The 24537-nt window shown below is 62.7% G+C and carries 17 protein-coding genes; 13 read left to right on the top strand and 4 right to left on the bottom strand.

Annotated elements, in window-relative coordinates:
* Positions 1–22 precede the first annotated feature (22 nt).
* A complete protein-coding gene (locus P9292_RS25040) occupies positions 23–1618 on the top strand; it encodes an ABC transporter substrate-binding protein (RefSeq protein WP_309961733.1) in 1596 nt (531 codons plus the stop codon).
* Positions 1619–1624: 6 nt separating this feature from the next.
* Here the strand turns inward: P9292_RS25040 and P9292_RS25045 are convergent, their stop codons facing one another.
* Complete coding sequence (locus tag P9292_RS25045) at positions 1625–2698, bottom strand: MBL fold metallo-hydrolase (RefSeq protein WP_309961734.1); 1074 nt, start codon at positions 2696–2698, stop codon at positions 1625–1627.
* Between the two features lie 123 nt (positions 2699–2821).
* Here P9292_RS25045 and P9292_RS25050 point away from each other — a divergent pair, with 123 nt between their 5' ends.
* The 11 genes from P9292_RS25050 to bioB all read left to right on the top strand — a co-directional run bounded on the left by P9292_RS25050 (position 2822) and on the right by bioB (position 14270).
* Positions 2822–3244 carry a MerR family DNA-binding transcriptional regulator gene (locus tag P9292_RS25050; protein WP_244826793.1) on the top strand — a complete coding sequence of 141 codons (423 nt, stop codon included), beginning with the start codon at positions 2822–2824 and terminating at the stop codon, positions 3242–3244.
* 24 nt (positions 3245–3268) lie between these two features.
* Positions 3269–5068 carry a bifunctional isocitrate dehydrogenase kinase/phosphatase gene (aceK, locus tag P9292_RS25055; protein ID WP_309961736.1) on the top strand — a complete coding sequence of 600 codons (1800 nt, stop codon included), beginning with the start codon at positions 3269–3271 and terminating at the stop codon, positions 5066–5068.
* Between the two features lie 42 nt (positions 5069–5110).
* Positions 5111–5887: a carbonate dehydratase gene (can, locus tag P9292_RS25060; protein WP_250462664.1), complete on the top strand. Its 777-nt coding sequence runs from the start codon at positions 5111–5113 to the stop codon at positions 5885–5887.
* Positions 5880–7073, top strand: a complete 1194-nt coding sequence (locus P9292_RS25065; protein WP_309961739.1) for an acetyl-CoA C-acetyltransferase — start codon at positions 5880–5882, stop codon at positions 7071–7073. Before can ends, P9292_RS25065 begins: the two co-directional genes overlap by 8 nt.
* A gap of 47 nt (positions 7074–7120) precedes the next feature.
* A complete protein-coding gene (locus P9292_RS25070) occupies positions 7121–7729 on the top strand; it encodes a glutathione S-transferase family protein (RefSeq protein ID WP_250491675.1) in 609 nt (202 codons plus the stop codon).
* Positions 7726–8148, top strand: a complete 423-nt coding sequence (locus P9292_RS25075; protein ID WP_309961742.1) for a YchJ family protein — start codon at positions 7726–7728, stop codon at positions 8146–8148. The genes P9292_RS25070 and P9292_RS25075 overlap by 4 nt, the downstream gene beginning before the upstream one ends.
* 326 nt (positions 8149–8474) lie before the next feature.
* On the top strand, positions 8475–9719 hold the full coding sequence (locus P9292_RS25080; protein WP_250491673.1) for a dienelactone hydrolase family protein: 1245 nt from the start codon (positions 8475–8477) through the stop codon (positions 9717–9719).
* Between the two features lie 283 nt (positions 9720–10002).
* Complete coding sequence (locus P9292_RS25085; protein WP_309961744.1) at positions 10003–11316, top strand: adenosylmethionine--8-amino-7-oxononanoate transaminase; 1314 nt, start codon at positions 10003–10005, stop codon at positions 11314–11316.
* Entirely contained in the window at positions 11313–12518 is a 1206-nt protein-coding gene (bioF, locus tag P9292_RS25090; RefSeq protein WP_309961745.1) for an 8-amino-7-oxononanoate synthase, read from the top strand. Before P9292_RS25085 ends, bioF begins: the two co-directional genes overlap by 4 nt.
* Positions 12515–13216 (top strand): dethiobiotin synthase, encoded by a 702-nt coding sequence (bioD, locus tag P9292_RS25095; RefSeq protein WP_309961747.1) that lies wholly within the window; start codon positions 12515–12517, stop codon positions 13214–13216. Before bioF ends, bioD begins: the two co-directional genes overlap by 4 nt.
* 4 nt (positions 13217–13220) lie before the next feature.
* The gene (gene bioB, locus P9292_RS25100) at positions 13221–14270 is read left to right on the top strand and encodes a biotin synthase BioB (RefSeq protein ID WP_244826783.1); all 1050 of its coding nucleotides are present in this window, start codon (positions 13221–13223) and stop codon (positions 14268–14270) included.
* Between the two features lie 45 nt (positions 14271–14315).
* On the opposite strand, the gene P9292_RS25105 is transcribed toward bioB, so the two are convergent.
* Together P9292_RS25105 and P9292_RS25110 are read right to left on the bottom strand one after the other, a co-directional pair.
* On the bottom strand, positions 14316–15293 hold the full coding sequence (locus tag P9292_RS25105; RefSeq protein WP_409015413.1) for a sulfate ABC transporter substrate-binding protein: 978 nt from the start codon (positions 15291–15293) through the stop codon (positions 14316–14318).
* A gap of 110 nt (positions 15294–15403) precedes the next feature.
* Entirely contained in the window at positions 15404–16003 is a 600-nt protein-coding gene (locus P9292_RS25110) for an alpha/beta hydrolase (protein ID WP_309961751.1), read from the bottom strand.
* Between the two features lie 150 nt (positions 16004–16153).
* Between P9292_RS25110 and P9292_RS25115 the strand changes: the two genes are divergently transcribed.
* Positions 16154–17095, top strand: coding sequence for a glyoxylate/hydroxypyruvate reductase A (locus tag P9292_RS25115; protein WP_309961753.1), 942 nt, complete (start codon positions 16154–16156; stop codon positions 17093–17095).
* Positions 17096–17151: 56 nt separating this feature from the next.
* Here the strand turns inward: P9292_RS25115 and P9292_RS25120 are convergent, their stop codons facing one another.
* A complete protein-coding gene (locus P9292_RS25120; protein WP_309961755.1) occupies positions 17152–24420 on the bottom strand; it encodes a non-ribosomal peptide synthetase in 7269 nt (2422 codons plus the stop codon).
* Between the last annotated feature and the right edge of the window lie 117 nt (positions 24421–24537).

The following is a 24537-nucleotide window of genomic DNA, read 5'->3' on the forward strand; positions in this document are numbered from 1 at the left end:
CAGCCGGGTCACGGGAGATCTCATGCGCAACACACTTTTCGCTGCCGCCATCGCCGCGACGTTCGCCGCCGCGCCGCTTATCGCAATGGCCAAGCCGCTCACCATCTGTACAGAATCGAGCCCAGACGGCTTCGATGTCGTGCAGTTCAATTCGCTCGTGACGACCAACGCGTCGGCGGATGTCATCTTCAACACGCTCGTGTCATACGACGAGGCCGCGAAGAAAGTCGCGCCCGCGCTCGCCGAGAAGTGGGAGCTCAGCAGCGACGGTCTCACCTACACGTTCCATCTGCGTCCGAACGTGCAGTTCCAGACCACCGACTACTTCAAGCCGACGCGTCCGCTCAATGCCGACGATGTCGTCTTCACCTTCGAGCGCATGTTGTCGGACAGCAACCCCTGGCACAAGATCGCGGGCGCGAGCGGCTTTCCGCATGCGCAATCGATGGGTCTCGTGAAGCTCATCAAGGCCGTGACCAAGGTCGATGACAAAACGGTGAAGTTCGAACTCAACGAGCAGAACGCGACCTTCGTGCCGATCCTCACGATGGGCTTCGCATCGATCTATTCGGCGGAATATGCGGACAAGCTGCTGAAAGCGAACCAGCAAGTCGATCTGAACAGCAAGCCTGTCGGCACCGGTCCGTTCGTGCTCAAGAGTTATACGAAAGACGCGGTGATCCGTTATGACGTGAATCAGAGCTACTGGGGGCCGAAGCCTAAAGTCGATCGCCTGATTTATGCCATCACGCCGGACGCCGCCGTGCGCGCGCAGAAGATCAAGGCGGGCGAATGTCAGATCGCGTTGTCGCCGAAGCCGCAGGACGTGCTCGACGCGAAGAAGGACAAGTCGCTGAAGGTTAGCGAGACGCCCGCATTCATGACCGCGTTCGTCGCGCTGAACACGCAGAAGAAGCCGCTCGATAACCCGAAGGTGCGCCAGGCGTTGAACATGGCGTTCGACCGCACCACCTATACGAAGACGGTGTTCGAAAACACGGGAACGCCCGCTGTGAACCCGTATCCGCCGAACACGTGGAGCTATGACAAGAACATCGCGGCGTACAAGTATTCGCCCGATGCCGCGAAGAAACTGCTCGCGGATGCAGGCTTGCCCAATGGCTTCGAAACGACCATCTGGGTGCGTCCGAACGGCAGTGTGCTGAACCCGAATCCGAAAGCTGGCGCCGAACTGCTGCAGGCGGATCTGGCGAAGATCGGCGTGAAGGCGCAGGTGAAGATCATCGAGTGGGGCGAACTCATCAAGGAAGCCAAGCAGGGCCAGCACGACATGCTCTTCATGGGCTGGGCCGGCGATAACGGCGATCCGGACAACTACCTCTCGCCGCTTTTCAGTTGCAATGCGGTGAAGTCGGGCATCAACTTCGCGCGCTTCTGCGACCCGCAACTCGATAAGCTCATCGCGGATGGCAAGGTCACCTCCGACGTCGCGAAACGCACGAAGGCTTATGTGGACGCGCAGAAGATCATCCACGATCAGGCACTGTGGATTCCGCTCGTTTATCCGACTGCGGCGGCAATCACGCGTGCCAACGTCAGCGGCTATAACGTGAGTCCGTTCGGGCGGCAGAACTTCGGGGCTGTGACGGTGCAGTAACGAGTTCTAAGCGGGCGAGTACCGGATCACCCCGTCCTCGCCCGTCTCGCGCGTAAGCGTGCCATCCAGCCACAACAAGTTCAGATGCGCGAGCGCTTCGCCAAGTGCGAAGGTCATCTGATGGATATCGAGCTTGCGCTTGAACATGATCGGCACGATATCTCCCGCGCTGCACGGACGCTGCGTGCACGCCTCGACCACTTCCGCAAGCCGCGCGCGATGATGGTCCCGCAACTGACCGATACGCGTGAGCACGCCGCGAAACGGCTTGCCATGCGAAGGCAAGGCGAGGACATCGGCGGGCAAGTGTTCGTAGCGTCCCAACGATTCGAGATATAGCGCAAGCGGATTGCCTTCCGGCTCGATAGCGAACACGGACACGTTCGTCGAGATGCGTGGCAAAACCATATCGCCGGAAATGAGCAACTTGTCCGCCGCGCAATACAGCGCACTATGTTCGGGCGAATGACCGTAGCCCGAAATGATTTGCCATTCGCGTCCGCCAATCGCGATGCGGTCGCCATCGCGGATACGGCGGAACTCGGCGGGGATGGAAGGCACGAGCGTCGGGTAATAGCTGTCGCGCTCTCTCAATGCATCGAGCGATGCCTCGTCCGTTAGACCATGCGCCGCGAAGTGCTTCGCCGCGCGCTCGCCGCCCGCGTTCGAGCCATCGCCCGCGGCCATCACGCGGCCCATTGCATACTCGCCGAGCGCAATCCAGAGACGCACGTTCCAGCGTGCCTTGTCGCCACCCTTGCAGATCCAGTCGGCAAGACCGAGATGATCCGGATGGCAATGCGTGACGATCACGCGCAGCACAGGCAAGCCGTCGAGCGCGCTGTCGAACACGCTTTCCCAGTTCGCGCGAATATTTTCGTTCGAGATGCCGCAATCGATGATGGTCCAACCCTGCACGCCATCGATCTCATCGCGCAATAGCCACAGATTGATGTGATCGAGTGCGAACGGCAAAGGCATGCGCAGCCAGTAAAGGCCAGGCGCGACTTCCTTCACGCGCCCCGCTTCGGGCAATTCGTCGGCAAAAACATAATCGAGTTGATGTTCGAGTGCGTTCATTTTTTTGCGCCTCTGAAGTGTGCATGAGTGCGGGTTCAAGCCACGTTGCAATTTCGCCAGGTTGACGATAACGTAAACCTCATTCTAACGTCGCATGTGTGATCACGTGCTCCGGCGCCGGCAATGACTCAAGCCATTCACTACACCATCAGCGAACTGGCGCGCGAGTTCGACATCACGTCGCGCGCCATTCGCTTCTACGAAGACCACGGTCTGCTCGCGCCCGAGCGCGAAGGCGCGAACGGCCTGCGGCGTGTGTATTCGTCACGCGATCGCACGCGCCTGAAACTTACGCTACGTGGCAAGCGGCTCGGCTTTACGTTGTCGGAGATTCGCACGCTGCTGGACTTGTACGACTCGCCCACGGGCGGCACGCGGCAGTTGCAGGCTTTTGTCGATACCATCGCGGCGCATCGCGAAGTGCTCGAGCGGCAACTCGTCGATCTCACCACGACGCTTGCCGAACTCGAAACATACGAGAAGCAAGGCCGCGCGCTCCTTGCCGCTGGCGTCGAAAAGCGCGCCCGCAGAGCCAAAGCCGCATGATGGCCAACGAGACGCCCAGCCGACATGAATCACTTCCCCAAGCTGCTCTCGTCGCAAATAGGCTTCGATGTCGCGCAGACGATACTCGAAGGCTTCGATCGCCATTACCGCGTCTTTCGCGAAGCGGCAGTCGAGGCGAAGCATCTGTTCGAGGAAGTCAACTGGCAAGCGCTCGCGCAACGCGCACGCGACCGCATCGCGTCTTATGACGATCGCGTCGCGGAATGCGTGACGTCGCTGGAAGACGAGTACGACGCCGAGACCATCGACGATGAAATCTGGCAGCAGATCAAGCTGCACTTCATCGGCTTGTTGACGACGCATCGGCAGCCGGAATGCGCGGAGACGTTCTTCAACTCGGTGTGCTGCAAGATCCTGCATCGCTCGTATTTCAACAACGATTTCATCTTCGTGCGGCCCGCCATTTCGACGGAATACATCGAGAACGACGAGCCCGCCGCCAAGCCGACGTATCGCGCGTATTACCCCGAGAAAGACGGGCTGCAGGCCACGCTCGAACGCATCGTCACGAACTTTCAGCTGGAGCCTTCGTTCGAGGATTTGCCGCGCGACGTGCATTGCGTGGTGGATGCAATCGAAGAGGCCTTTGGCCAACTCACGCCCGCGCCGAACTTTCAGATTCACGTGCTCTCGTCGCTGTTCTTTCGCAACAAGGCGGCATATGTCGTCGGGCGCATCATCAATGGCGATGCCTTACTTCCGTTCGCGGTTGCCATCCGTCACACGCAGCCGCACTTGCTGGCGCTCGACACCGTGCTTTTGAACCGGGAGCAGTTGCTCGTCATCTTCAGCTTCTCGCATTCGTACTTTCTCGTCGACATGGAAGTGCCGTCCGCGTATGTGCAGTTCTTGCGCAGCATCATGCCGGGCAAGCCGAAGGCCGAAATCTATACCTCGGTGGGCTTGCAGAAGCAGGGCAAGAATCTGTTCTATCGCGACCTGCTGCATCATCTGAAACATTCGAGCGATCGCTTCATCGTGGCGCCCGGGATCAAGGGGCTCGTGATGATCGTGTTCACGCTGCCTTCGTTTCCTTACGTGTTCAAGCTCATCAAGGACGCGTTTCCGCCGCCGAAGGAAACCACGCGCGAGAAGATTCAGGGCAAGTATCAACTCGTCAAGCGTCACGACCGCGTGGGCCGCATGGCCGACACGCTCGAATATTCGAGCGTCGCGCTGCCGCTTGCGCGCCTCGACGATGCGTTGATCCGCGAACTTGAAAAAGAAGCGCCTTCGATGATCGAATACGAAGGCGACAAGCTCGTCATCAAGCACGTGTATATCGAACGGCGCATGGTGCCACTCAATCTCTTTCTGCAAGGCGGCAGCGACGCGGACGTCGATCACGGCATCCGCGAATATGGCGACGCAATCAAGCAGTTGATTCAGGCGAACATCTTTCCCGGCGACATGCTGTACAAGAATTTCGGCGTGACGCGCCACGGGCGTGTCGTGTTTTACGATTACGATGAAATCGAGTATCTGACCGATTGCAACGTGCGTAGCGTGCCGCCGCCGCGCTACGAGGAAGACGAGCTGTCCGGGGAACCGTGGTATACCGTCGGGCCGCACGACATCTTTCCGGAGACGTACGGCACGTTCCTGCTCGGCGATCCGCGCGTGCGCGAAGCATTCATGCGTCATCACGCGGATTTTTTCGATCCCGCGCTGTGGCAGCGCCACAAGGAGCAGCTACAACGAGGCGAACTCGCCGATTTTTTCCCCTACGACCGGGCCCTGCGATTCTGCATCCGCTATCCGGAGCGTTTCGACAAGGCAACGGCATCGATACGCGCGGCTTGATACATCATCGAGCGCGCAAGTACCCGAAACACGACCATCACCATGACTGAGCAAAACGACCAAGCCTTCCATCCCCTCGCCCATCTCTTCGACAACAATCAGGCGTGGGTCGAACGCAAGCTATCCGACGACGCGGAGTTCTTCACGCGCCTCGCGCACCAGCAGGCGCCGGAGTATCTGTGGATCGGCTGCTCCGACTCGCGCGTGCCGGCGAACCAGATCATCGGCTTGCCGCCCGGCGAAGTGTTCGTGCATAGAAACATCGCGAACGTGGTCGTCCACTCGGACCTCAATGCGCTGTCCGTCATTCAGTTCGCGGTGGACTTGCTGAAGGTGAAGCACATCATGGTCGTCGGCCACTACGGCTGCTCGGGCGTGGGTGCGGCGCTCGTCGGCCAGCGCGTGGGTCTCGCGGACAACTGGTTGCGGCACGTCGAGGACGTGCGCGAAAAACACGCGGCGCTGCTCGATGAATGGCCGGTTGGAGAAGCGCGGCATCGGCGTCTGGTCGAACTCAATACCATCGAGCAGACGCTCAACGTGTGCCGCACGACCATCGTCAACGACGCGTGGGCGCGCGGTCAGGACCTCACCGTGCACGGCTGGACCTATGGCGTGCACGATGGCCGCTTGCGCAACATGGGCATGATGATCAGCGCGCAAGACCAGGTGGATTCAACCTATCAGGCATGCCTCGCCGCGTTGACGCGCGGCGGCGCGCATGCCGCGGCGAACGATGTGATCGCGTCGGATGCGGCGCGGCTCGGCGACGTTCCCGCCGTCATTCAAGGCGTCATCAAGGAGCTGAAACATGAGTGAGACATCGAAGGATTCCGTGGTCATCGTATCGGCGGCACGCACGCCGATGGCCGCATTTCAGGGCGATTTCGCCGCGATGACCGCGCCGCAGCTCGGCGCGGTCGCGATTCGCGCGGCATGCGAACGCGCGGGTCTCGAACCCGCGCGGATCGACGAAGCGATCATGGGCTGCGTGCTGCCTGCGGGCCAAGGTCAGGCGCCTGCACGGCAAGCGGCGCTCGGCGCGGGCTTGCCGCTTTCCACCGGCAGCACGACCATCAACAAGATGTGCGGCTCGGGCATGCGCGCGGCCATGTTCGCGCACGACATGCTGCTGGCGGGCTCGGCCGATGTGATCGTCGCGGGCGGCATGGAAAGCATGACGAATGCGCCGTATCTGTTGCCGAAGGCGCGCGGCGGCATGCGCATGGGTCACGGTCAGGTGCTCGACCACATGTTCCTCGACGGCCTGGAAGACGCTTACGACAAGGGGCGTCTCATGGGCGCGTTCGCGGAGCAATGCGCGTCGTCGTATGAGTTTTCGCGCGAATCGCAAGATGCGTTTGCCGTCGAGTCGTTGCGACGCGCTCAGCGCGCCAACGACGACGGATCCTTCGCCTGGGAAATCGCGCCTGTCACGGTGCAAGGCAGAAAGGGCGATACGGTCATCGCGCGCGACGAACAGCCGTTCAAGGCGAACATCGAGAAGATTCCATCGCTCAAGCCCGCGTTTGCCAAGGACGGCACGGTGACGGCCGCGAATTCGTCGTCCATCTCCGATGGCGCCGCCGCGCTCGTGATGATGCTCGCATCCACCGCCAAGCGGTTGGGCGTGACGCCGCTCGCGCGAGTCGTGGGTCACAGCACTTTCGCGCAGCAGCCCGCGTTGTTCACGACCGCGCCGGTTGGCGCCATTCGCAAGCTGTTCGAGAAGAACGGCTGGCGTTCCGGCGATATCGATCTCTACGAAATCAACGAGGCCTTCGCCGTAGTCGCCATGGCCACGATGCGCGAGCACGATCTGCCGCACGACAAGGTCAACGTGAACGGCGGCGCGTGTGCGCTCGGACATCCTATCGGCGCGTCCGGCGCGCGCATTCTCGTGACCTTGCTTGCGGCGCTGAAGGCTCGTGGGCTCAAGCGCGGCGTTGCGAGCTTGTGTATCGGCGGCGGCGAAGCGACGGCCATGGGTATCGAACTGGTCTAAAGAGTTGGCGCCGTGCCACGACCATCCATAACAAGGGAAGATTGCACGTGACTTATCAGGTACATGGCGTTTCGTCATCGGGAAACTGCTACAAGGTGCGGCTCGCGCTCGAACAACTGAATCTGCCCTACGTCTGGCACGAAGTGGACATGATGAACGGCGCCACGCGCACCGAGTCGTTCCTGAAGCTCAATCCGAATGGCAAGGTTCCGGTGCTCGTCATCGACGAACAAACGGCGCTCACCGAATCGAACGCCATTCTCTGCTATCTCGCCGATGGCACGCCGCTCCTGCCCGCCGACCGGCTCGAACGCGCGCGCGTGCTGCAATGGATGTTCTTCGAGCAATACAGTCACGAGCCATATGTCGCGGTGGCGCGCTTCATCAAGCAGTTCCTGAAGAAGCACGACGATCCGCGGCTGCCCGACAAGATCGCCGGTTCGTACCGCGCGCTCGACGTGATGGAGCAGCATCTCGCCACGCGCACGTTCTTCGCCGCCGAGCGCTACACGGTGGCCGATATCGCGCTTTACGCATACACGCATGTCGCGGATGAAGCCGGTCTCGATCTCGCTAGCTATCCGGCCATTCGCGCGTGGCTTGCGCGCGTGAAGAACCAGCCGGGGCGCATCGACATGCCGAGCGTGGATCAATGAAGCCGGTGGAATGTCCTTGCGGCGGAGCATCGCCCGATCAACGTCCGAACGCCCGCGCGCCGCGTTATGAAGCGTGCTGCGGGCGCTTTATCGAAGGCGGGGCCTTTCCGGCGAACGCCATGGAACTCATGCGTTCGCGCTATACCGCTTACGTCCTCGGCAATACGACCTACCTGCGCGCGACCTGGGACGACAAAACCCGCCCGCCCGATCTCGATGTCTCGAACGACGCGCACACACGCTGGCTCGGTTTGCAAATCAAACGTCACGCTGTGATCGATACACAACACGAGGAAGTCGAATTCGTCGCGCGCTACAAGGTCGAAGGGCGAGCGCATCGCTTGCACGAAGCCAGCCGCTTTTGCCGCGACAACGCCGGCCACTGGGTCTATATCGACGGTGACGTAAAAGAAAAGTAAATGTCTCTTTAAAACATATAAATCCGATTCAGTATTAATTTCCTTGATTTCTCCTTTCAAATTAAATGGTTACGGGGTTACGCTTATTGTGCAGTGCAATTTTGAACAGTTAATCTCTCTTCACGTCAGGGCGCAGTCATTGCCGCGCCCCGATGTTCGCAGCGAAGCCCCGTATTGAAGCCAATTGTCATGCTTTTTCTGGGCATGGCTCCCGGAACCCGCATTCGATACTGCTCATCATGAGCAGCGAGATAGGTTTGTGACTTCAATCGTGCATTTGGGGCCAAGCCAATCAAGCCTTAATCGGAGCGAGGCGGAGTTAAGGGATGGCGATCAGAACCTGGTTGGTCGGATGCAGCATGGTGTGCTCACTTGCGACATCGTTCATCACGACTGTCGTGAAAGCCGAACCGATCGGCGGCGTTCGCCCCTCCGAAGGGCTTTCAGCCCCCGTCTTCGGCCAGATACCCGACGCGCTCGACGCTCACCTTCCGGTCGTCGGCAATGGTCTGAACGAAAGCATCGTTCAAATTCCCGAAGCCGACATCTCGCTCGAAACGACCGTTTTCAAACCGGACGGCGCGGGTCCTTTCCCGATGATCGTCTTCAACCACGGCAAGCTCCCCGGCGACTCGCACGCCCAACCGCGCAATCGGCCGGTCGCGCTCGCACGCGAGTTCGTGCGTCATGGCTATGTCGTGGTCGTGCCGAATCGCCGCGGCTTCGCGGGCTCGGGCGGCGACTACGCCGGTCATGGTTGCGATGTCGAAGCCAACGGCTTCGCGCAGGCGGAAGACGTCGCCGCAGCGGTCGCGTACATGAGCCAGCAGCCTTATGTCGACAAGACGCATATCGTCGTGGGCGGCACTTCGCACGGCGGCTTGACGACCATGGCCTACGGTGCGCGCGAAGCGGTCGCGGCGCCGGGCGTGCGCGGTCTCATCAATTTCTCGGGCGGTCTGCGTCAGGACGAATGCACCGGCTGGCAAAAGAATCTCGTCGATGCCTTCGGCGCTTATGGCGAGAACGTTCGTTTGCCTTCGCTGTGGCTCTACGGTGACAACGATTCGGTGTGGCAAGGCGACTTGTCCACGCAGATGTATGCCGCATTCGTGTCGCACGGCGCACGCGCGCAGATGACCGACTTCGGCACCTACAAGAACGACGCGCATAGGCTCGTCGGCGACCGCGACGGCGTGCAGGTCTGGTGGCCGCGTGTGAAGGCGTTCCTCGCGCAAGTCGGCATGCCGACCACGGTGCAATATCAGGTCGCCGAGCCGCATTCGCCGAAGGCCACCGACTTTGCGAACCTCGATGCCGTGCAGTCGGTGCCCTTCATCGATGAAAGCGGCCGCAACGGCTATCGCAACTTCCTGAGCCAATATTCGAGCCGCGCGTTCGCCGTGTCGAACTCGGGCGCGTGGTCGTGGGCCGAAGGCGGCGACGACCCGATGTCCGTCGCGCTCGCCAGTTGCCAGAAGCAGAGCGCCGATCCCTGCAAGCTCTACGCGGTGGATAACGCCGTCGTGTGGAACGAAGCGGGCGAGCAAACGCAGACGGCATCGCGCTGATACGCTTCTTCCCTCCAAATTTTTCGAACGCCGGCCTTGCGCTGGCGTTTTGCGTCTTTCGCCCGTGTTGGCGGTCCGTTCGGCGAAGTTAGCCGCGATCGCGCTTTTCACCACTTCGTGGAAGCGTGCGCAGGCGATCCAAGACCCGGCCGAAAAGCGAAGCTTCCGGATATTTTCGCCATAATCGAAGCGCGCGAAGTCAGGCGCAATCCTCGAATAGCGCAGGCCCTCGCGGCTTGCCCGATGTATCCGGCTGGCGCCATGCGCCGCCTGGGAGCCGTTTTTGAGCACAGAAGACAATCAGGACTGGGTCGCGCGCTCGCTCGCCGCGGTGTGGCACCCGTGCACTCAGATGAAACACCACGAGCGCATGCCGCTCGTGCCCATCGCGCGCGGCAAGGGCGCGTGGCTCTACGACCCGGCGGGCAACCGCTATCTCGACGCCATCAGTTCGTGGTGGGTCAATCTGTTCGGCCACGCGAATCCCGACATCAACCGCGCGCTCAAGGATCAGCTCGATACGCTCGAACACGCGATGCTCGCGGGCTGCACGCATGCGCCCGCCGTCGAACTGGCCGAACGGCTGTCCGCGCTCACACGGCACACGCTCGGTCATGCTTTTTTTGCGTCCGATGGCGCGTCCGCCGTCGAGATCGCGTTGAAGATGAGCTTTCACTTCTGGCGCAACCGTGGGCAAAGTGAAAAGCGCGAGTTCGTGTGCATGGCGAACAGCTATCACGGCGAAACCATCGGCGCGCTCGGCGTGACCGATGTCGCGCTCTTCAAGGACGCATACAATCCGCTGATCCGCCACGCGCATGTGGTCGCATCGCCGGCGGCGAGCGGCGAAGACCAAGCCATCGACGCCATGCGCGCGCTCTTCGAACAACGCGCCGCGCATCTCGCCGCCGTGATCGTCGAGCCGCTTGTGCAATGCGCGGCCGGCATGGCGATGTACGACGCGTCGTATCTCACCCGCTTGCGCGCCCTGTGCGATGAACACGGCGTGCATTTGATCGCCGATGAGATCGCGGTCGGCTGCGGCCGCACCGGCACCTTCTTCGCGTGCGAGCAAGCGGGCATCTGGCCGGACTTCGTGTGCTTGTCGAAGGGCATCAGCGGCGGTTATCTGCCGCTTTCCATCGTGCTCACGCGCGATGACATCTACGCCGCTTTCTACGATGACGACGTTACGCGCGGCTTTCTGCATTCGCATTCGTACACGGGCAATCCGCTTGCATGCCGCGCCGCGCTCGCGACGCTCGATCTGTTCGAAAGCGCCAACGTGCTCGCGGAGAATCGCCGCAAAGCCGCGCTTTTGCGCGAGGCCTTGCAGCCGCTCGTGAAGCATGAACGCGTGCGCAATCTGCGCGAGCGCGGCACGATCTTCGCGTTCGATGTCGTCACCGAAGATCGCGCGTTCTCGCGTCGCTTCTTCGAGTTGGGGCTGCGGCGCGAACTGTTGCTGCGTCCTATCGGCAAGACGGTTTATCTGATGCCGCCATACGTGCTCACCGACGACGAACTCGCGCTGCTCGCCAGGCGCACGCGCGAAACGCTCGATGCCACGCTGGCCGCCGCCGAGGCCACCGCATGAGCGATACATCGAAAGCGCTCTACGAAACGCTGCAGCAAGGACTCTCCGATATCGACGCGCGCGGTTTGCGCCGCCGTCGCAGAACCATCGACAGCGCGTGTTCGGCCCATATGACCGTCGATGGCCGCGCGATGATCGGCTTCGCGAGCAACGACTATCTCGGTCTCGCCGCCCACGAAGCGCTGCGGGAAGCGCTTGCCGAAGGCGCGTCGCTGTATGGCGCAGGCAGCGGCGGCTCGCATCTGCTGGGCGGCCATTCGCGCGCCCACGCGCAACTCGAAGACGATCTCGCCGCGTTTTCCGGCGGCTTCGTCGACAACCCGCGCGCGCTTTACTTCAGCACCGGTTACATGGCCAATCTCGCCGTGCTCTCGACGCTCGCCGGACGCGGCACGATGGTGTTCTCCGACGCGCTGAATCATGCGTCGCTGATCGATGGCGTCAGGCTCTCGCGCGCGCAGGTGCAAATTTATCCGCACGCCGACATGGAAGCGCTCGACGCCATGCTCGATGCATCGCAAGCGGACGCGACGACGAAGCTCATCGTGACGGATACCGTGTTCAGCATGGACGGCGATATCGCGCCGTTGCAAAGTCTCGTGGAACTCGCGGAGAAATACGGTGCGTGGCTCGTCGTCGACGATGCCCACGGCTTCGGCGTGCTCGGTCCGCAAGGTCGCGGCGCGCTCGCGCAATTCGCGCTGCGCTCGCCGCATCTCGTCTATGTCGGCACGCTAGGCAAGGCGGCGGGCGTTTCCGGCGCGTTCGTCGCGGCAAGCGAGACGGTCATCGAATGGCTGGTCCAGCGCGCGCGGCCTTATATCTTCACGACCGCGTCGCCGCCTGCCGTGGCGCACGCCGTATCCGCGAGCATCGGGTTGATCGGCAGCGAAGACGGCGATGCGCGACGCAAGCATCTGGCATCGCTCATCGAAACGACGCGCGGCATGTTGAAACGCACACGCTGGTTGCCGGTCGAATCGAAGACGGCGGTGCAGCCGCTCGTCATCGGCGGCAACGACGAAACGCTCGCGCTCGCCGCCGCGCTCGACAAACGAGGGCTCTGGGTTCCCGCGATCCGGCCGCCGACCGTGCCTGCGGGGACATCGCGCTTGCGCATTTCGTTATCGGCCGCGCATGGCGACGACGACCTCGCCCGACTCGACGAAGCACTTGGCACGCTCAGTAAAGAAACGACATGACCGCTTTATCGCTATTCGTCGCCGGCACCGATACGGAGATCGGCAAGACCTTCGTCTCGTGCGCGCTGTTGCATGGCTTCGCGCGCGCGAACTTGCGCGCCGCCGCGATGAAACCCATCGCGTCCGGCGCAATCGAACGTGACGGCGTGCTGCATAACGAAGACGCCGATCAACTCGATGCCGCCGCCAACGTCGCGCTGCCGCCCGCCATTCGCACGCCGTTCATGATGCGCGAGCCGATTGCGCCGCATATCGCCGCCGCGCGTGAAGGCATTGCGCTGGATATCGGGCGCATCGTAGAGGCGCATCGCGTGGCGTGCGATCATGCGGATATCGTCGTCGTGGAAGGCGTGGGCGGCTTTCGCGTGCCGCTAGACGATACCCATGACACCGCGGATCTCGCCGTCGCGCTGAAGCTGCCGGTCGTGCTCGTGGTCGGCATGCGGCTCGGCTGCATCAGCCATGCGTTGCTGACCGCCGAGGCGATCACGTCGCGCGGCTTGCGCATCGCGGGCTGGGTGGCGAATCGCGTCGATCCGCACATGCTTTATCCGGAAGAAAACATTCATTCGCTGCAACACCGGCTCGATGCACCGCTCATCGGCGTGATTCCGCATTTCGCGCCATCCGACGCCGCGCGCGCCGCCGATCATCTCGACACGCGCCTTCTGCTCGACCGGCTTTTACTCAAGGACTGAATTCATGACGCAGACCATCACTGCCAACGCATCGTTGCAAACTGCCGCGCAAACCTCCGCGCCGACGCAAACGCCCGCGCAGGCGCGCTGGAAAGTCGCCGATATCGTCGCGCTTTACGACCTGCCGTTCAACGACCTGCTGTATCGCGCGCAAACGGTGCATCGCGAACATTTCGATCCGAACGCGGTACAGCTTTCCACGCTTCTGTCGATCAAGACCGGCGGCTGCGAGGAAGATTGCGCGTACTGTCCGCAGTCCGTGCATCACGACACTGGCCTGCAAGCCGACAAGCTGATGGCCGTGGATGAAGTGCTGAAGGCCGCCGAAGCCGCCAAGGCCAACGGCGCGACGCGCTTTTGCATGGGCGCGGCGTGGCGCAATCCGAAGGATCGCCATCTTGAGCCGATCAAGGACATGATTCGCGGCGTCAAGGCAATGGGACTGGAAACCTGCGTGACGCTTGGGATGCTGGAGCCGCATCAGGCAGAAGGCTTGCGCGATGCCGGCCTCGATTACTACAACCACAATCTCGATACGTCGCCCGAGTTCTACGGCCAGATCATTTCGACGCGCACGTACCAGGATCGGCTCGATACGCTCGAACGCGTGCGCGATGTGGGCATCAACGTGTGCTGCGGCGGGATTGTCGGCATGGGCGAATCGCGGCGTGAACGCGCCGGTTTGATTTCGCAGCTCGCCAACATGGAGCCGTATCCGGAGTCGGTGCCGATCAACAATCTCGTGCAAGTGGCCGGAACGCCGCTCACGGGCACCGCGCCGCTCGATCCCTTCGAGTTCGTGCGCACGATCGCGGTGGCGCGTATCACCATGCCCAAGGCGATGGTCCGTCTTTCGGCCGGACGCGAGCAGATGGATGAAGCGTTGCAGGCGCTTTGTTTCGCGGCGGGCGCGAACTCGATCTTCTACGGCGATCAGTTGCTCACGACGAGCAACCCGCAAGCCGAAGCGGACCGCAAGCTGATCGAGCGTCTGGGAATGCGCGCGGAATCGGCGCAGAACGTCAGCGCGGAAGAACGCGGCTGCTCGAACTGAGCGGAGAGTAAAAGAAAAGGGCTCGCGCGTGGCGAGCCCTTTCGGTTATTTCTTCTCGACCACCTGATCGAAAGTCCCGCCATCGGCGAAATGGGTTTGCTGCGCCTTCTGCCAGCTACCGAAGATCTGCTCCACCGTGAACGTCTTGAGCGGCTTGAACTCGCTTGCATGCTTGGTCAGCACCTCCGCGTTACGCGGCCGCAAATGATGCTGCGCGATGATCTCCTGCGCTTGCGGCGTGTAAAGAAAGTCCACGTACGCCTGCGCTTCCTTGCGCGTGCCGCGCTTGTCCACCACCTTGTCGACGATGGAAACCGGCGGCTCCGCCAACAGGCTCGATGACGGATACACCGCATCGAAGTCCTTCGCGCCGACGCCTGCTTCGATCAGTCCGACTTCGTTCTCGAAAGTCACGAGCACGTCGCCGATATTGCGCTGCGTGAAGGTCGTGGTCGCACCGCGCCCACCGGTGTCAAGCGTCGGCACGTTGGCGAGGATCGCTTTCTCGAAGTCCAGCGCCTGCGCATCCGTTGCGCCCTGCTGCTTCTTGTAGCCCCACGCCGCGAGATACGTGTAGCGGCCATTACCCGAAGTCTTCGGATTCGCGATGATCACTTGCACGCCCGGCCGCGCGAGATCGCTCCAGTCCTTGATGTTCTTCGGATTGCCCTTTCGCACGAGAAACACCATGGTCGTCGTGTAGGGCGCGCTGCCGTTCGGAAGACGCGTGCGCCAGTTGGCCGGAACGAGTTGACCGCGTTCGGCAAGCAGGTCGATGTCGTTGGGCTGATTCATCGTCACGACATCGGCTTGCAGTCCCTGAAGCACCGACAGCGCCTGCGCGCTCGATGCCCCATGCGACTGCTTCACCGTCACCGTTTCGCCCGCGCGGCTTTTGTAGTCGGCGATGAACGCCGTATCGATGTCCTTGTACAGTTCGCGCGTCACGTCGTAGGAAACGTTGAGCAACGAAGTATCGGCATGCGCGATGCCCGCCGTCATATAGAGCGCCGCGGCTGCCATCAGCACGCGCTTACTGTATCCCGCCATATCGTCCTCAAGAATGCGATTGCAAAAGAAAGGCCGCGCGATGGCGGCCGGATGGTTCAAGTTCGTCGATGAAACCGGGCGCATCAGCCATACGCGTGCTCGTGCAAGGAGACTTCGCCCGCGAAACTTTCAGCAGGGTAAGCATATTGAGCCAGCGTGTCGATGAGATATTTCGCGCGCGGCCACGGACCGAAACCCGCCGCCGTGTTGATATGACCGGCATCGCCGAGATTCACGAACGCGCTCGAAAGCCGTGCTGCAAGATCGCGCGCGTGGTCGAGCGGCATCCACGGATCGGTTTCGCTGCCGACGAGAATGGAAGGCACGGCAAGACGCGTCGGCTCGAAGTGACCGGCGAAACGGAACTTCTCCGGGCTCGCGGGCGCGACGAACAATACGCCGACGACTTCGGCATCGGTCCGATTCTGCGCGAGCGCGTGCGCCGTCGCGAGACAGCCGAAGCTATGCGCGGCAAGCACGACAGGACGGCGAATGGTCGCGAGTTGCGCGAGCACGGCGTTTGCCCAGATGTCGAGATGCGGTGCGTCCCAGTCTGCCTGTTCGACACGCGATGTATCGGCATACTGATGCTCGAGCCAGCTTTGCCAGTGCGCGCCCTCGCTGCCGTGCAAGCCGGGCACCGTCAGCAGCGCGGGGCGCGGTGTTCGATTGCTGGTCGTCATGTGCGGTTCTCGCTGACATTGTTCACCTTGCATTTTCGCGTGGCGCGCGGCAAGGACGAACGAATCAATCGTCATGTCGATATGCTCGCGGATGCAGCCGCACGCTTTTGCACCCTTTAGAATGGGTGGATCGAACGACGGAGGCGGACGTTGAAAATTATCTTCTACGAAAAGCACGCGGACACCGACGCATGGCTCGGCGGTTTGCGCCGCGAACTGCCGGACGCCGATCTGCGCATCTGGCAGCCTGGCGACACCGCGCCCGCCGATTACGCCATCGTCTGGCGCGCGCCGCGCGAACTCTTCGCGAACCGGCCGGAATTGAAGGCCATCTTCAATCTCGGCGCGGGCGTCGATGCAATCCTCGATGTCGAGCGCAAGGAACCCGGCACGTTGCCGCCGAACGCCACGCTCGTGCGTCTGGAAGACACCGGCATGGCGCAACAAATGGTCGAGTATTCGACGTATGCCGTTCTGCGCTACCTGCGCCGCTTCGACGAATACGAAGCGCTGCAAAGGGAGGGACGCTGGCGGAAACTCACGCAGCATGCGCGCGCATCGTTCACGGTGGGTGTGCTGGGTCTCGGCGTTCTCGGTGGTGAAGTGGCGCGCGGGCTTCTCGAGCTCGGCGTGCCGGTGCGAGGCTACAGCCGCACGGCGAAGACAATAGAAGGTGTCGAGGTTTATGCGGGTCCCGAGCGCTTCGATGCGTTTCTAGATGGCGTGCACGTGCTCGTCAACTTGCTGCCGCATACACCGGACACCGAAGGCATTCTCAACGCGCGCACTTTTTCGAAGCTCGCGCGCGGTGCTTATCTCGTGAACGTGGCGCGCGGTCCGCATCTCGTCGATGACGACCTTCTCGCCGCCCTCGATAGCGGCCAGCTCGCCGCCGCGACGCTCGATGTGTTTCATGTCGAGCCGTTGGCCAAGGAGCATCCGTTCTGGAAGCATCCGCGCGTGTCGGTCACGCCGCATATCTCGGCGGAGACGTTGCGCGAGGAGAGCATCGTGCAGATCGCGGCGAAGATCAAGGCGCTGTCGCGCGGGGAAACCATTGGCGGTATCGTGGATTTTTCGCGAGGGTATTGAATGCGAAAACCGTAGCGGCGCTGCCGTCTTGCTTGAAGGAGACGGCAGCGCCGGCCTCACATGGTTTTTGCCTCGATCGGCATGAAGCCTTCATTGCGCAAATACCGCACATAGACGCGCATCAACCGCGCACGGTCGATTGTAAGACTCACATCGAACCGCGCGAGCCGGCTGATCGTGCCGATCTGTTCGACCGGCATGTCGTGCCAGTCGAGGTCGCCCGTGTAGAAATCACGGAGAAGCGCCAGACCGTTAGTCGGGTCTATCGTCGCGAGGCGCTGCTTCCACGCTTCCGGCGTTTCCGGATTCGCGCGCAGACCTTGCCTGGCGAGCGCATCGAACCATTCCGCCTGTTCAATACGCTCCGGGTTCTGCAGATTTGCCACATGCAATCCATCTCGCGGATGCAGCGCCAGCGCGCATACGGCGCGGGCGAGCAAATCGACCGGCGTCATTTCCACGGGCTGCCCCGTGGCAGGATACGCGCCCATCTGAATGCATCCCTGATTGAAGAGCCAAAAGTGGTTATGCCGATAGTTGCTATAGCCGCTCTCCCCGTGCCCCGTGACGTTGCCCACGCGCACGACCGTGGCCGGCAAGCCGTATGCGCGGCTATACGCCAGCACGCGCTGCTCGCCGACCCATTTGCCAAGCAAATAGCCGTTGTCGGACTGCGGCCTCGCGCCGTCGATACGCTCTTCGACGCGTGTCGCGCCTTGTTGCATCATCGGCACGGACATGGTCGAAAGGAAGCACAACGGCTTCATGCGCACCGATAACGCCAGTTGCAGCAACGCCTCGGTGCCGCCCACGTTCGCGGCCTTCAAACTGCCGTAACCGTGCAGATGATGTACGAGCGCGCCGCAATGCAGGATTGCATCCGCACGCTCGGCGAGCTGCTGCCAGTCGGCATCGGACAGACCGAGACGCGGCCGCCCGAGATCGGCGCACAGCACCTGCACGCGCGAAAAATCGATTGCCAGACCGGCTGCACGCGCTTCATCGACAAGACGCGCAAGGCCCGCTGCGGGATCGGCGCAGCGTTGAAGACAGAAGATCGTGTCGGTCCGACGGCTCAGTTCGGCCAGCAAATGAATACCGATAAACCCGCTCGCGCCCGTCAGAACGACGCTGCCGATGCGCGCGCCGTTTTTCTCGTGCCACGGCGGCAGCGCAACGTCGGGCGCCGCGAGCGGCAAGGCGGCGTCCGCGACGGCGCGGGCGATGTCGTCGTAACCATCGCCATTGGCGAGAGCCGCGATGGTCGGCGCGCGATAAAACGCCGGAATCGCGAAATCGATGCCCGTCTCGGCGCGCACGCGCGCATGCATGCGCATTGCGAGAATGGAGTTGCCGCCGAGATGAAAGAAGTCGTCTTCGCGGCTGACGGTATCGAGATGGAGCAGCGCACACCAGATCGCGGCGATGTCCGCTTCTACTCCCGCGCGCGGCGGTGCGCCGCTCGATCGTGCCGCCGGCTCGGGCAGCGCTCGGCGATCGATCTTGCCGGAACCCGAAACGGGCAGAGCCGTAAGCTCGGTATAGCGCGCGGGCGCCATGTAATCCGGCAACGCGGCCGCAACCTGCGCGCGCAGCCTGTCTTCATCGACGTACGCATCCGCTTGCAGCACGTAATAAGCCGCGATGTAGCGTTGCTCGCCTTCGCCGCGCATCGCGCAGGCCACGCTCTCCACGCCCGGCACGCTGGCAAGCTCGTTCTCGATTTCGCCCAGCTCGATCCGAAAACCCCGCAGCTTGATCTGTTCGTCGTTGCGGCCGAAGTACTCGATTTCGCCATCCGCGAGATAGCGGCCGAGGTCGCCGGTCTTATACATCCGTGCATAGGGCTTGCGCGCGAACGGATCGGCAACGAAGCGGCGCATGGTCAGTGTCGATTCGTTGCGATAGCCGCGCGCGAGATTCGCCCCGCCGATACAAATCTCGCCGATGGAGCCCACCGGCACGCGTTGCGACTGCGCGTCGAGCAGATAGACGTCATAGCCGGGCAGCGGCTTGCCAAGCACGCGCACGCGGCCATCGGGCGCGATCTGGCCGCAGGTTGCCATCACCGTGGCTTCGGTTGGGCCATAGAGCGTGAAGAGGCGCGTCTGGCCGGACCACCAGCGCGCGGCGGTTTCGTCGAGGGTATCGCCGCCGAACGCAAGCATCTGCATGGCAGGCAACGGCCTCTTCGGCAAGCCTTGCAACAGCACCGGCGCGAGAATGGCGTGCGTCACGCTTTCGCGCTCGAGCAGGCCGTGCAGGACTTCGGGGTCGCGCCGCGCCGCTTCGGGGGCGATGACGAGCGTGCCGCCATTCAGAAGCGCCAGGAAAATTTCGAGCACGCTGGCGTCGAAATTCGTCGATGCCACGAGGGTGCTGATGCAGCCAGCCGCATAACCGAGCGCCGTCGCCGCGCCCGCGACCATGCGCGCGACGCTGTGATGTTCGATCAGCACGCCCTTCGGTTTGCCCGTCGAGCCGGAGGTGTGGATGACGTAAGCGAGTGCATCGGGCGATACATCCGGGCGCGCGCGCGGGACGGCTCGCGCGAGCATGTCGGCATCGAGAAAGGTGAGATGCGAGAGTTGCGCGGCTTCGAGGCCGGCGCGGCCGTCTGCATCGGCGATACATGCGGTAAGCGCGCAGTTGGTTGCGAAGTGCGTGAGACGCTCGGCGGGATAGGAAGGGTCGAGCGGCACATAAGCGCAACCGGCCTTGAGCACGCCCAGAATCGCGGCGACGAGAAGCGGGCCCTTCGCCATCGCCAGACCGACGCACGAGCCCTCCGTCACGCGTTCCAGCAAGCCGCCGGCAATGCGCTCGCTCAGAGCGTCGAGTTCGTCATAGCGCAGTGTTTCGTTCTCGAAGCGAATGGCTTCGCGATCGGCAAAGCGCGACGCTATCGATGCGAAGCGCGCCGGTATCGACGAAGCCGCGTCGTCGAGCGGCGCGCCGTGCGAAAAGCCCGTGATGAGCGCGCGTTGCGCATCGCTCAGATAGGCGAACTCACCGACGAGCGCGGAAGGCTGATTCGCGGCGGCGTCGATGAGGGTGTCCAGCACGTCTTTCATTGCGTGGGCCGAGCGCGCTTCGAAGAGCGAACCATCGTATTCGATACGGCCATCGATTTCCCCTTGCTGATTCGCGTAAAGGATCACGGAAATATCGGCCTTCGAGGTCTTCGTCGGCAACTCCTCCACGCTGACGCTGCCAGCGCCGATGCGCGCCTGCAAGTCGATGCCGCTTTGCAAGCTGAACAGCGTGTTGAGCGCGCCGATATCTTCGATGCCGGCCTCGTAAGGCGTGGCGAGCAGATGATCGCGGTCTTCGAGCATTTGCGCGTGCACGGCCGAGACGAGTTCGCCGAAACTCTGACGCGGATCGATGCGCACTTTCATCACGGCCATCGACACGAGCATGCCGTAGACGTTCTCGCTGCCGGGAATGTCGCGGCCCGCCTGAGGGTAGCCGCTCACAATCGTCGGCTGCCCGCTCAGGCGCCATAGCCAGGCGAGGTGCAGCGCGAACAGCACGGGCGATAGCGTCGTGCCTCGATCCTGCGCGATACGGCGCAGCTTGTCGGCGCGTTCTCGCGTGAGGTGAACGGGAACGATGCGGTTCGTGTTGGCGTGGCGCGTGGTGAAATCGAATGGCAATTCGAGGCGCAGTGGCGTGCCCCGCAGCTTGTTCGTCCAGTAGTTTCGTGCGCGCGCATGCGCCGGCGTTTTCGCTATCTCATGCATCCACGCGCAGTAGTCGAACCAGTTCGGCGTGCGCTGCGCAAACGGCTTACCTTCGTAATGCGCCGCGAGTTCATCGAGCAGAAGCTTGAGCGACCAGCCGTCGAACAGCGCGTGATGGACGCCGATAAGGACCGTGCTCACGCCGCTTTCGGCATCGAGCAGCATGTGCGCGCGCCAGCAAGGCGCTGCGTCCGGATGAATCGCTGCCGTGGTCCATGCGTCGATGTGCGCGCGGATCGTCTCCGCCGTGGCGCTTTGGATCGGAATGAGCGCGGAGTCGCGAGACGCCACCGAAATTAGACGCAGTTCACCGTGAGCATCCGCGAGGGTGGAACTGAAGAGCGAATCGCGCGAGAAAAGCCGTTTGAGCGCCGCATGCAGTTCGAGTGGATTCACTTCGCGCGAGAAGTCGGCGCGCACGACAATGTTGTACGCGTTGTCAGTCCGGTCGATGCGCGCGCGATGAAACAGCGCCTCGACGATGCCGCTCGTTATCGCGACGCTCGGCGCGGCTCGTGCATCGTGAAGCAAGGGCGTCAGAGCGTCGTCGCCATCGAGCGTATTGCGCAGGGCGTGGCAGAACGCATCGAAACCGGGATGGGCAAGCAGAAGGCCGGGCTTCACGTTCACGCCGAGCGCCGCGCCAATACGTCCGCAAGCCAGCGTCGCCAGCAACGAATGGCCGCCTGCCTCGAAGAAGTGACTGCTTTCGTCGATGGCATCCGGCGTCACGTCAAGCGTCGCGGCCCACGCCGATTGCACAGCGCATTCGAGCGAATCGAACTGGCGTGCGCTCGCTTGCGATGAGGGCGTCGAAGGCGCGGGCAAGCGCGCGCGATCGATCTTGCCGTTCAAGGTGAGCGGCCAATGTGCAATCGGCACGATGAACGCGGGAACCATATAGGCCGGCAAAAGCGTCTCCAGCCGCTGACGCAGCTCGGCGGCGGCGAGCCCGTTCGCCGTGTACCAGGCGACCAGCGCGTTGCTGCCCTGATGCCTGTGCGTGCCGATACACACCGCGCTGACTTCCGGCTGCGTCGCGATCACATGCTCGACCTCGGCGATCTCGATCCGATAACCGCGCACCTTCACCTGAAAGTCGCTGCGGCCGAGGAACTCTATCTCTCCATTGGGAAGGAAGCGGCCAAGGTCGCCGGAGCGATACAGCCGGCCTTCGTTTGCGTTTGCGTCATCGATGAACTTTTCCGCCGTCATTTCCGGACGACGCAAATACCCGCGCGCCACCGACTCTCCGCCAATGCATAGCTCGCCGATACCGCCGAGCGGCACGCCGCGCCCGTTGGCATCGAGCAAATGAATGGCGTAGCCGGGCAGCGGGCGGCCCAGTTGATTGGCGAGCTTCTGGTCGCCGAAGGTGTTCTCCGTGCAGAGCACGGTCGCCTCGGTCGGGCCGTAGATGTTGGACAAGCGCACGACCGAGGACCAGAAGCGCACGGTGTCGTCGTCGCTTGCTTCGCCGCCGCACATGATCGTGTCGAGGTCCGGCAACGGGCGGCGCGGCAGCAAGCGCAAGACGGCCGGCGGCAGAAATGCGTGCGTGATGCGCGATTGCTCGAGAAAGTCGAACAGCGCGGCGGGATCGGCGCGAACCGAGTCCGGTGCAACCACGAGTTGTCCGCCATGTGCGAGCGGATTGAAAATCTCGAAGACACTGGCGTCGAAATTGACGGATGCGAACTGCAGCCAGAGCGTGCCCGGATTGCGTGCGTAACGGCCTTCGAGCGACGCGATCATGTGCGCGAGCATGCCGCGCTCGATCACGACGCCCTTCGGCCTGCCCGTCGTGCCGGAGGTGTAGATGACATACGCAGCGTGCGACGGATCGGTCCCGCGAAACAGCGCCGATGGCCCGCCGCTCGGTGTATCAAACATGTCTTCGATGAGCAGCGCCGGGCAATCGAATGCGGCGCGCACTCGCGCTTGCGTCGCGGTGTCCGCGATCACGGCGCACAGTTGCGCATCCTCGGCCATGAAACGCAGCCGCTCTTCGGGCATCAACGGATCAAGCGGAACATATCCCGCGCCGGCCGCCAGCACGCCGACCATGGCCGCCACGACTCGCGCACCGCGCGACACGCATACGCCGACAAGACCATTGGCCTTCGCGTGGGGCGCAAGCGCGTCCGCGATACGCGCCGATGCTTCCGCCAGTTCCGCGTAGGTGAAACGCGCATCGGGGCCACTCAGCGCTGGCGCATCCGGCTGAGTTCGCACCATCTCGTCGATGCACGCAAGCACATCGCGCGGCGGCGATGCAAGCGGCGCGCCATGCGACCACGCGCGACGGCGCGCATCGAGCGATGCGGTGTCGAAACCGAGCTCGCCGACAGGCGTATCGAGTTGTACCGCGAGTCCCGACAACAATGCCGCGTAGTGTTCGAGGGCGATGGAAAGGCCGTTCGAAGCTTGCGGATGATGCAATTGCACATGCAGCGTGATGTCCTCGCTCACGTGCAGATAGATCGCCACGTCCTGCCGTTCGGGCCGGCGGCAGAAGCGCGTGAGCAGCACGCCGCGAGCGCCGCCGAGAACGAGCGCGTCATGCGGCAGATGATCGCGCTCGCACAGCACGGTGGTCGCGCGTTCGTATTCCGGACGCAGGCGCTTGAGTTCGTCGAAGATATCGCCTGCGGGAATGTTGCCGTGGAAATCCGCCATCGCCAATTGCGACGCCGCATGATGCACATACTGGCGCAACGTCATGGCGTCGTCGAACTCGCTGCAGATGAAGCGCAGACGCTCGTCGTGCCCCATCGTCTCGTATGACTGCTCCCGCCCGCGCCGATGATGCGCCGTAATCACCGCCGACTGTCGCGACATCTTCTGCAGCAGCACATGCAGGCAACTCTGCAGCAGAAATTCGATACTCAGTCCGAGCACGCGGGCCTGTTCACGCAACGCTCCACTCGTAGCGGCGCCGAGCGCCATCGTAAAGCTCGCTTCGCCGGGCGCGCCTTCCACGCGCGGCGGCTGCCAGGCGAATTCGCCATCGGCCAGTTGCCGAACCCAGAACGCGAGATCGCCGCGCCATTGCTCCGCTTCCATCGACGCGCGCTCCGCAACGAGCACGCCGCGCTGATCCAGCGAAAGCTCGCCTGCGAGCGTCTCGCCCGCGTACGAGCGCGAGATCGCCGCGAACAACGGCTGCAATGAGAAGCGGTCCAGCAGCGCGGGATGGCAGGCGAAGACCAGATAGCCGCGAGATGCGCCGCGCAACAACGTGAGCGCCCAAGGCGCGCCGGCGTCTATCCGAAGCGGACGTGCGCACAGCATCTGAATGATGGAGGATGCGCTGGCTTCATCGGCATCGTCGATATCGACGACTTCGAGTTCTGCCAACCCGATTTCATGCAGCAGATAGCGCGGACCATCGTCGCCGTGGATCACGCGCCAGCGCAACGGTTGCGAGTGCCGCGCCACGCACGCCACCGCGCGCGTCAGTCGCGCGCTGTCGGGAACGCTGTCCAGTCGAAAGACCGCGCACAGATTGCGTGCCGCGGCGGTTTGCTTCGCCGCACGCGCCTGCGTTCGGGAAAGCGGATAAGTTTCGAACTTCATGATGACCTTCTGCCGTTCGGCGTTGTTCCTTGGGACTAAGTGACCGAGCCAGTCGCCTCGCCTCGTCGCGTTCGCCCGGACTGGCTGGCATTCTCGGCTGCCCATGATAGTTAGCAG

Source organism: Caballeronia sp. LZ001 (assembly GCF_031450875.1).
Lineage (GTDB): Bacteria > Pseudomonadota > Gammaproteobacteria > Burkholderiales > Burkholderiaceae > Caballeronia.

Bases quoted from the DNA above. Each gene is read 5' to 3' on its own strand.
- P9292_RS25040 (WP_309961733.1), top strand. From the start codon at position 23: ATGCGCAACACACTTTTCGCTGCCGCCATCGCCGCGACGTTCGCCGCC.
- P9292_RS25045 (WP_309961734.1), bottom strand. From the start codon at position 2,698: ATGAACGCACTCGAACATCAACTCGATTATGTTTTTGCCGACGAATTG.
- P9292_RS25050 (WP_244826793.1), top strand. From the start codon at position 2,822: ATGACTCAAGCCATTCACTACACCATCAGCGAACTGGCGCGCGAGTTC.
- aceK (WP_309961736.1), top strand. From the start codon at position 3,269: ATGAATCACTTCCCCAAGCTGCTCTCGTCGCAAATAGGCTTCGATGTC.
- can (WP_250462664.1), top strand. From the start codon at position 5,111: ATGACTGAGCAAAACGACCAAGCCTTCCATCCCCTCGCCCATCTCTTC.
- P9292_RS25065 (WP_309961739.1), top strand. From the start codon at position 5,880: ATGAGTGAGACATCGAAGGATTCCGTGGTCATCGTATCGGCGGCACGC.
- P9292_RS25075 (WP_309961742.1), top strand. From the start codon at position 7,726: ATGAAGCCGGTGGAATGTCCTTGCGGCGGAGCATCGCCCGATCAACGT.
- P9292_RS25080 (WP_250491673.1), top strand. From the start codon at position 8,475: ATGGCGATCAGAACCTGGTTGGTCGGATGCAGCATGGTGTGCTCACTT.
- bioF (WP_309961745.1), top strand. From the start codon at position 11,313: ATGAGCGATACATCGAAAGCGCTCTACGAAACGCTGCAGCAAGGACTC.
- bioD (WP_309961747.1), top strand. From the start codon at position 12,515: ATGACCGCTTTATCGCTATTCGTCGCCGGCACCGATACGGAGATCGGC.
- bioB (WP_244826783.1), top strand. From the start codon at position 13,221: ATGACGCAGACCATCACTGCCAACGCATCGTTGCAAACTGCCGCGCAA.
- P9292_RS25105 (WP_409015413.1), bottom strand. From the start codon at position 15,293: ATGGCAGCCGCGGCGCTCTATATGACGGCGGGCATCGCGCATGCCGAT.
- P9292_RS25110 (WP_309961751.1), bottom strand. From the start codon at position 16,003: ATGACGACCAGCAATCGAACACCGCGCCCCGCGCTGCTGACGGTGCCC.
- P9292_RS25120 (WP_309961755.1), bottom strand. From the start codon at position 24,420: ATGAAGTTCGAAACTTATCCGCTTTCCCGAACGCAGGCGCGTGCGGCG.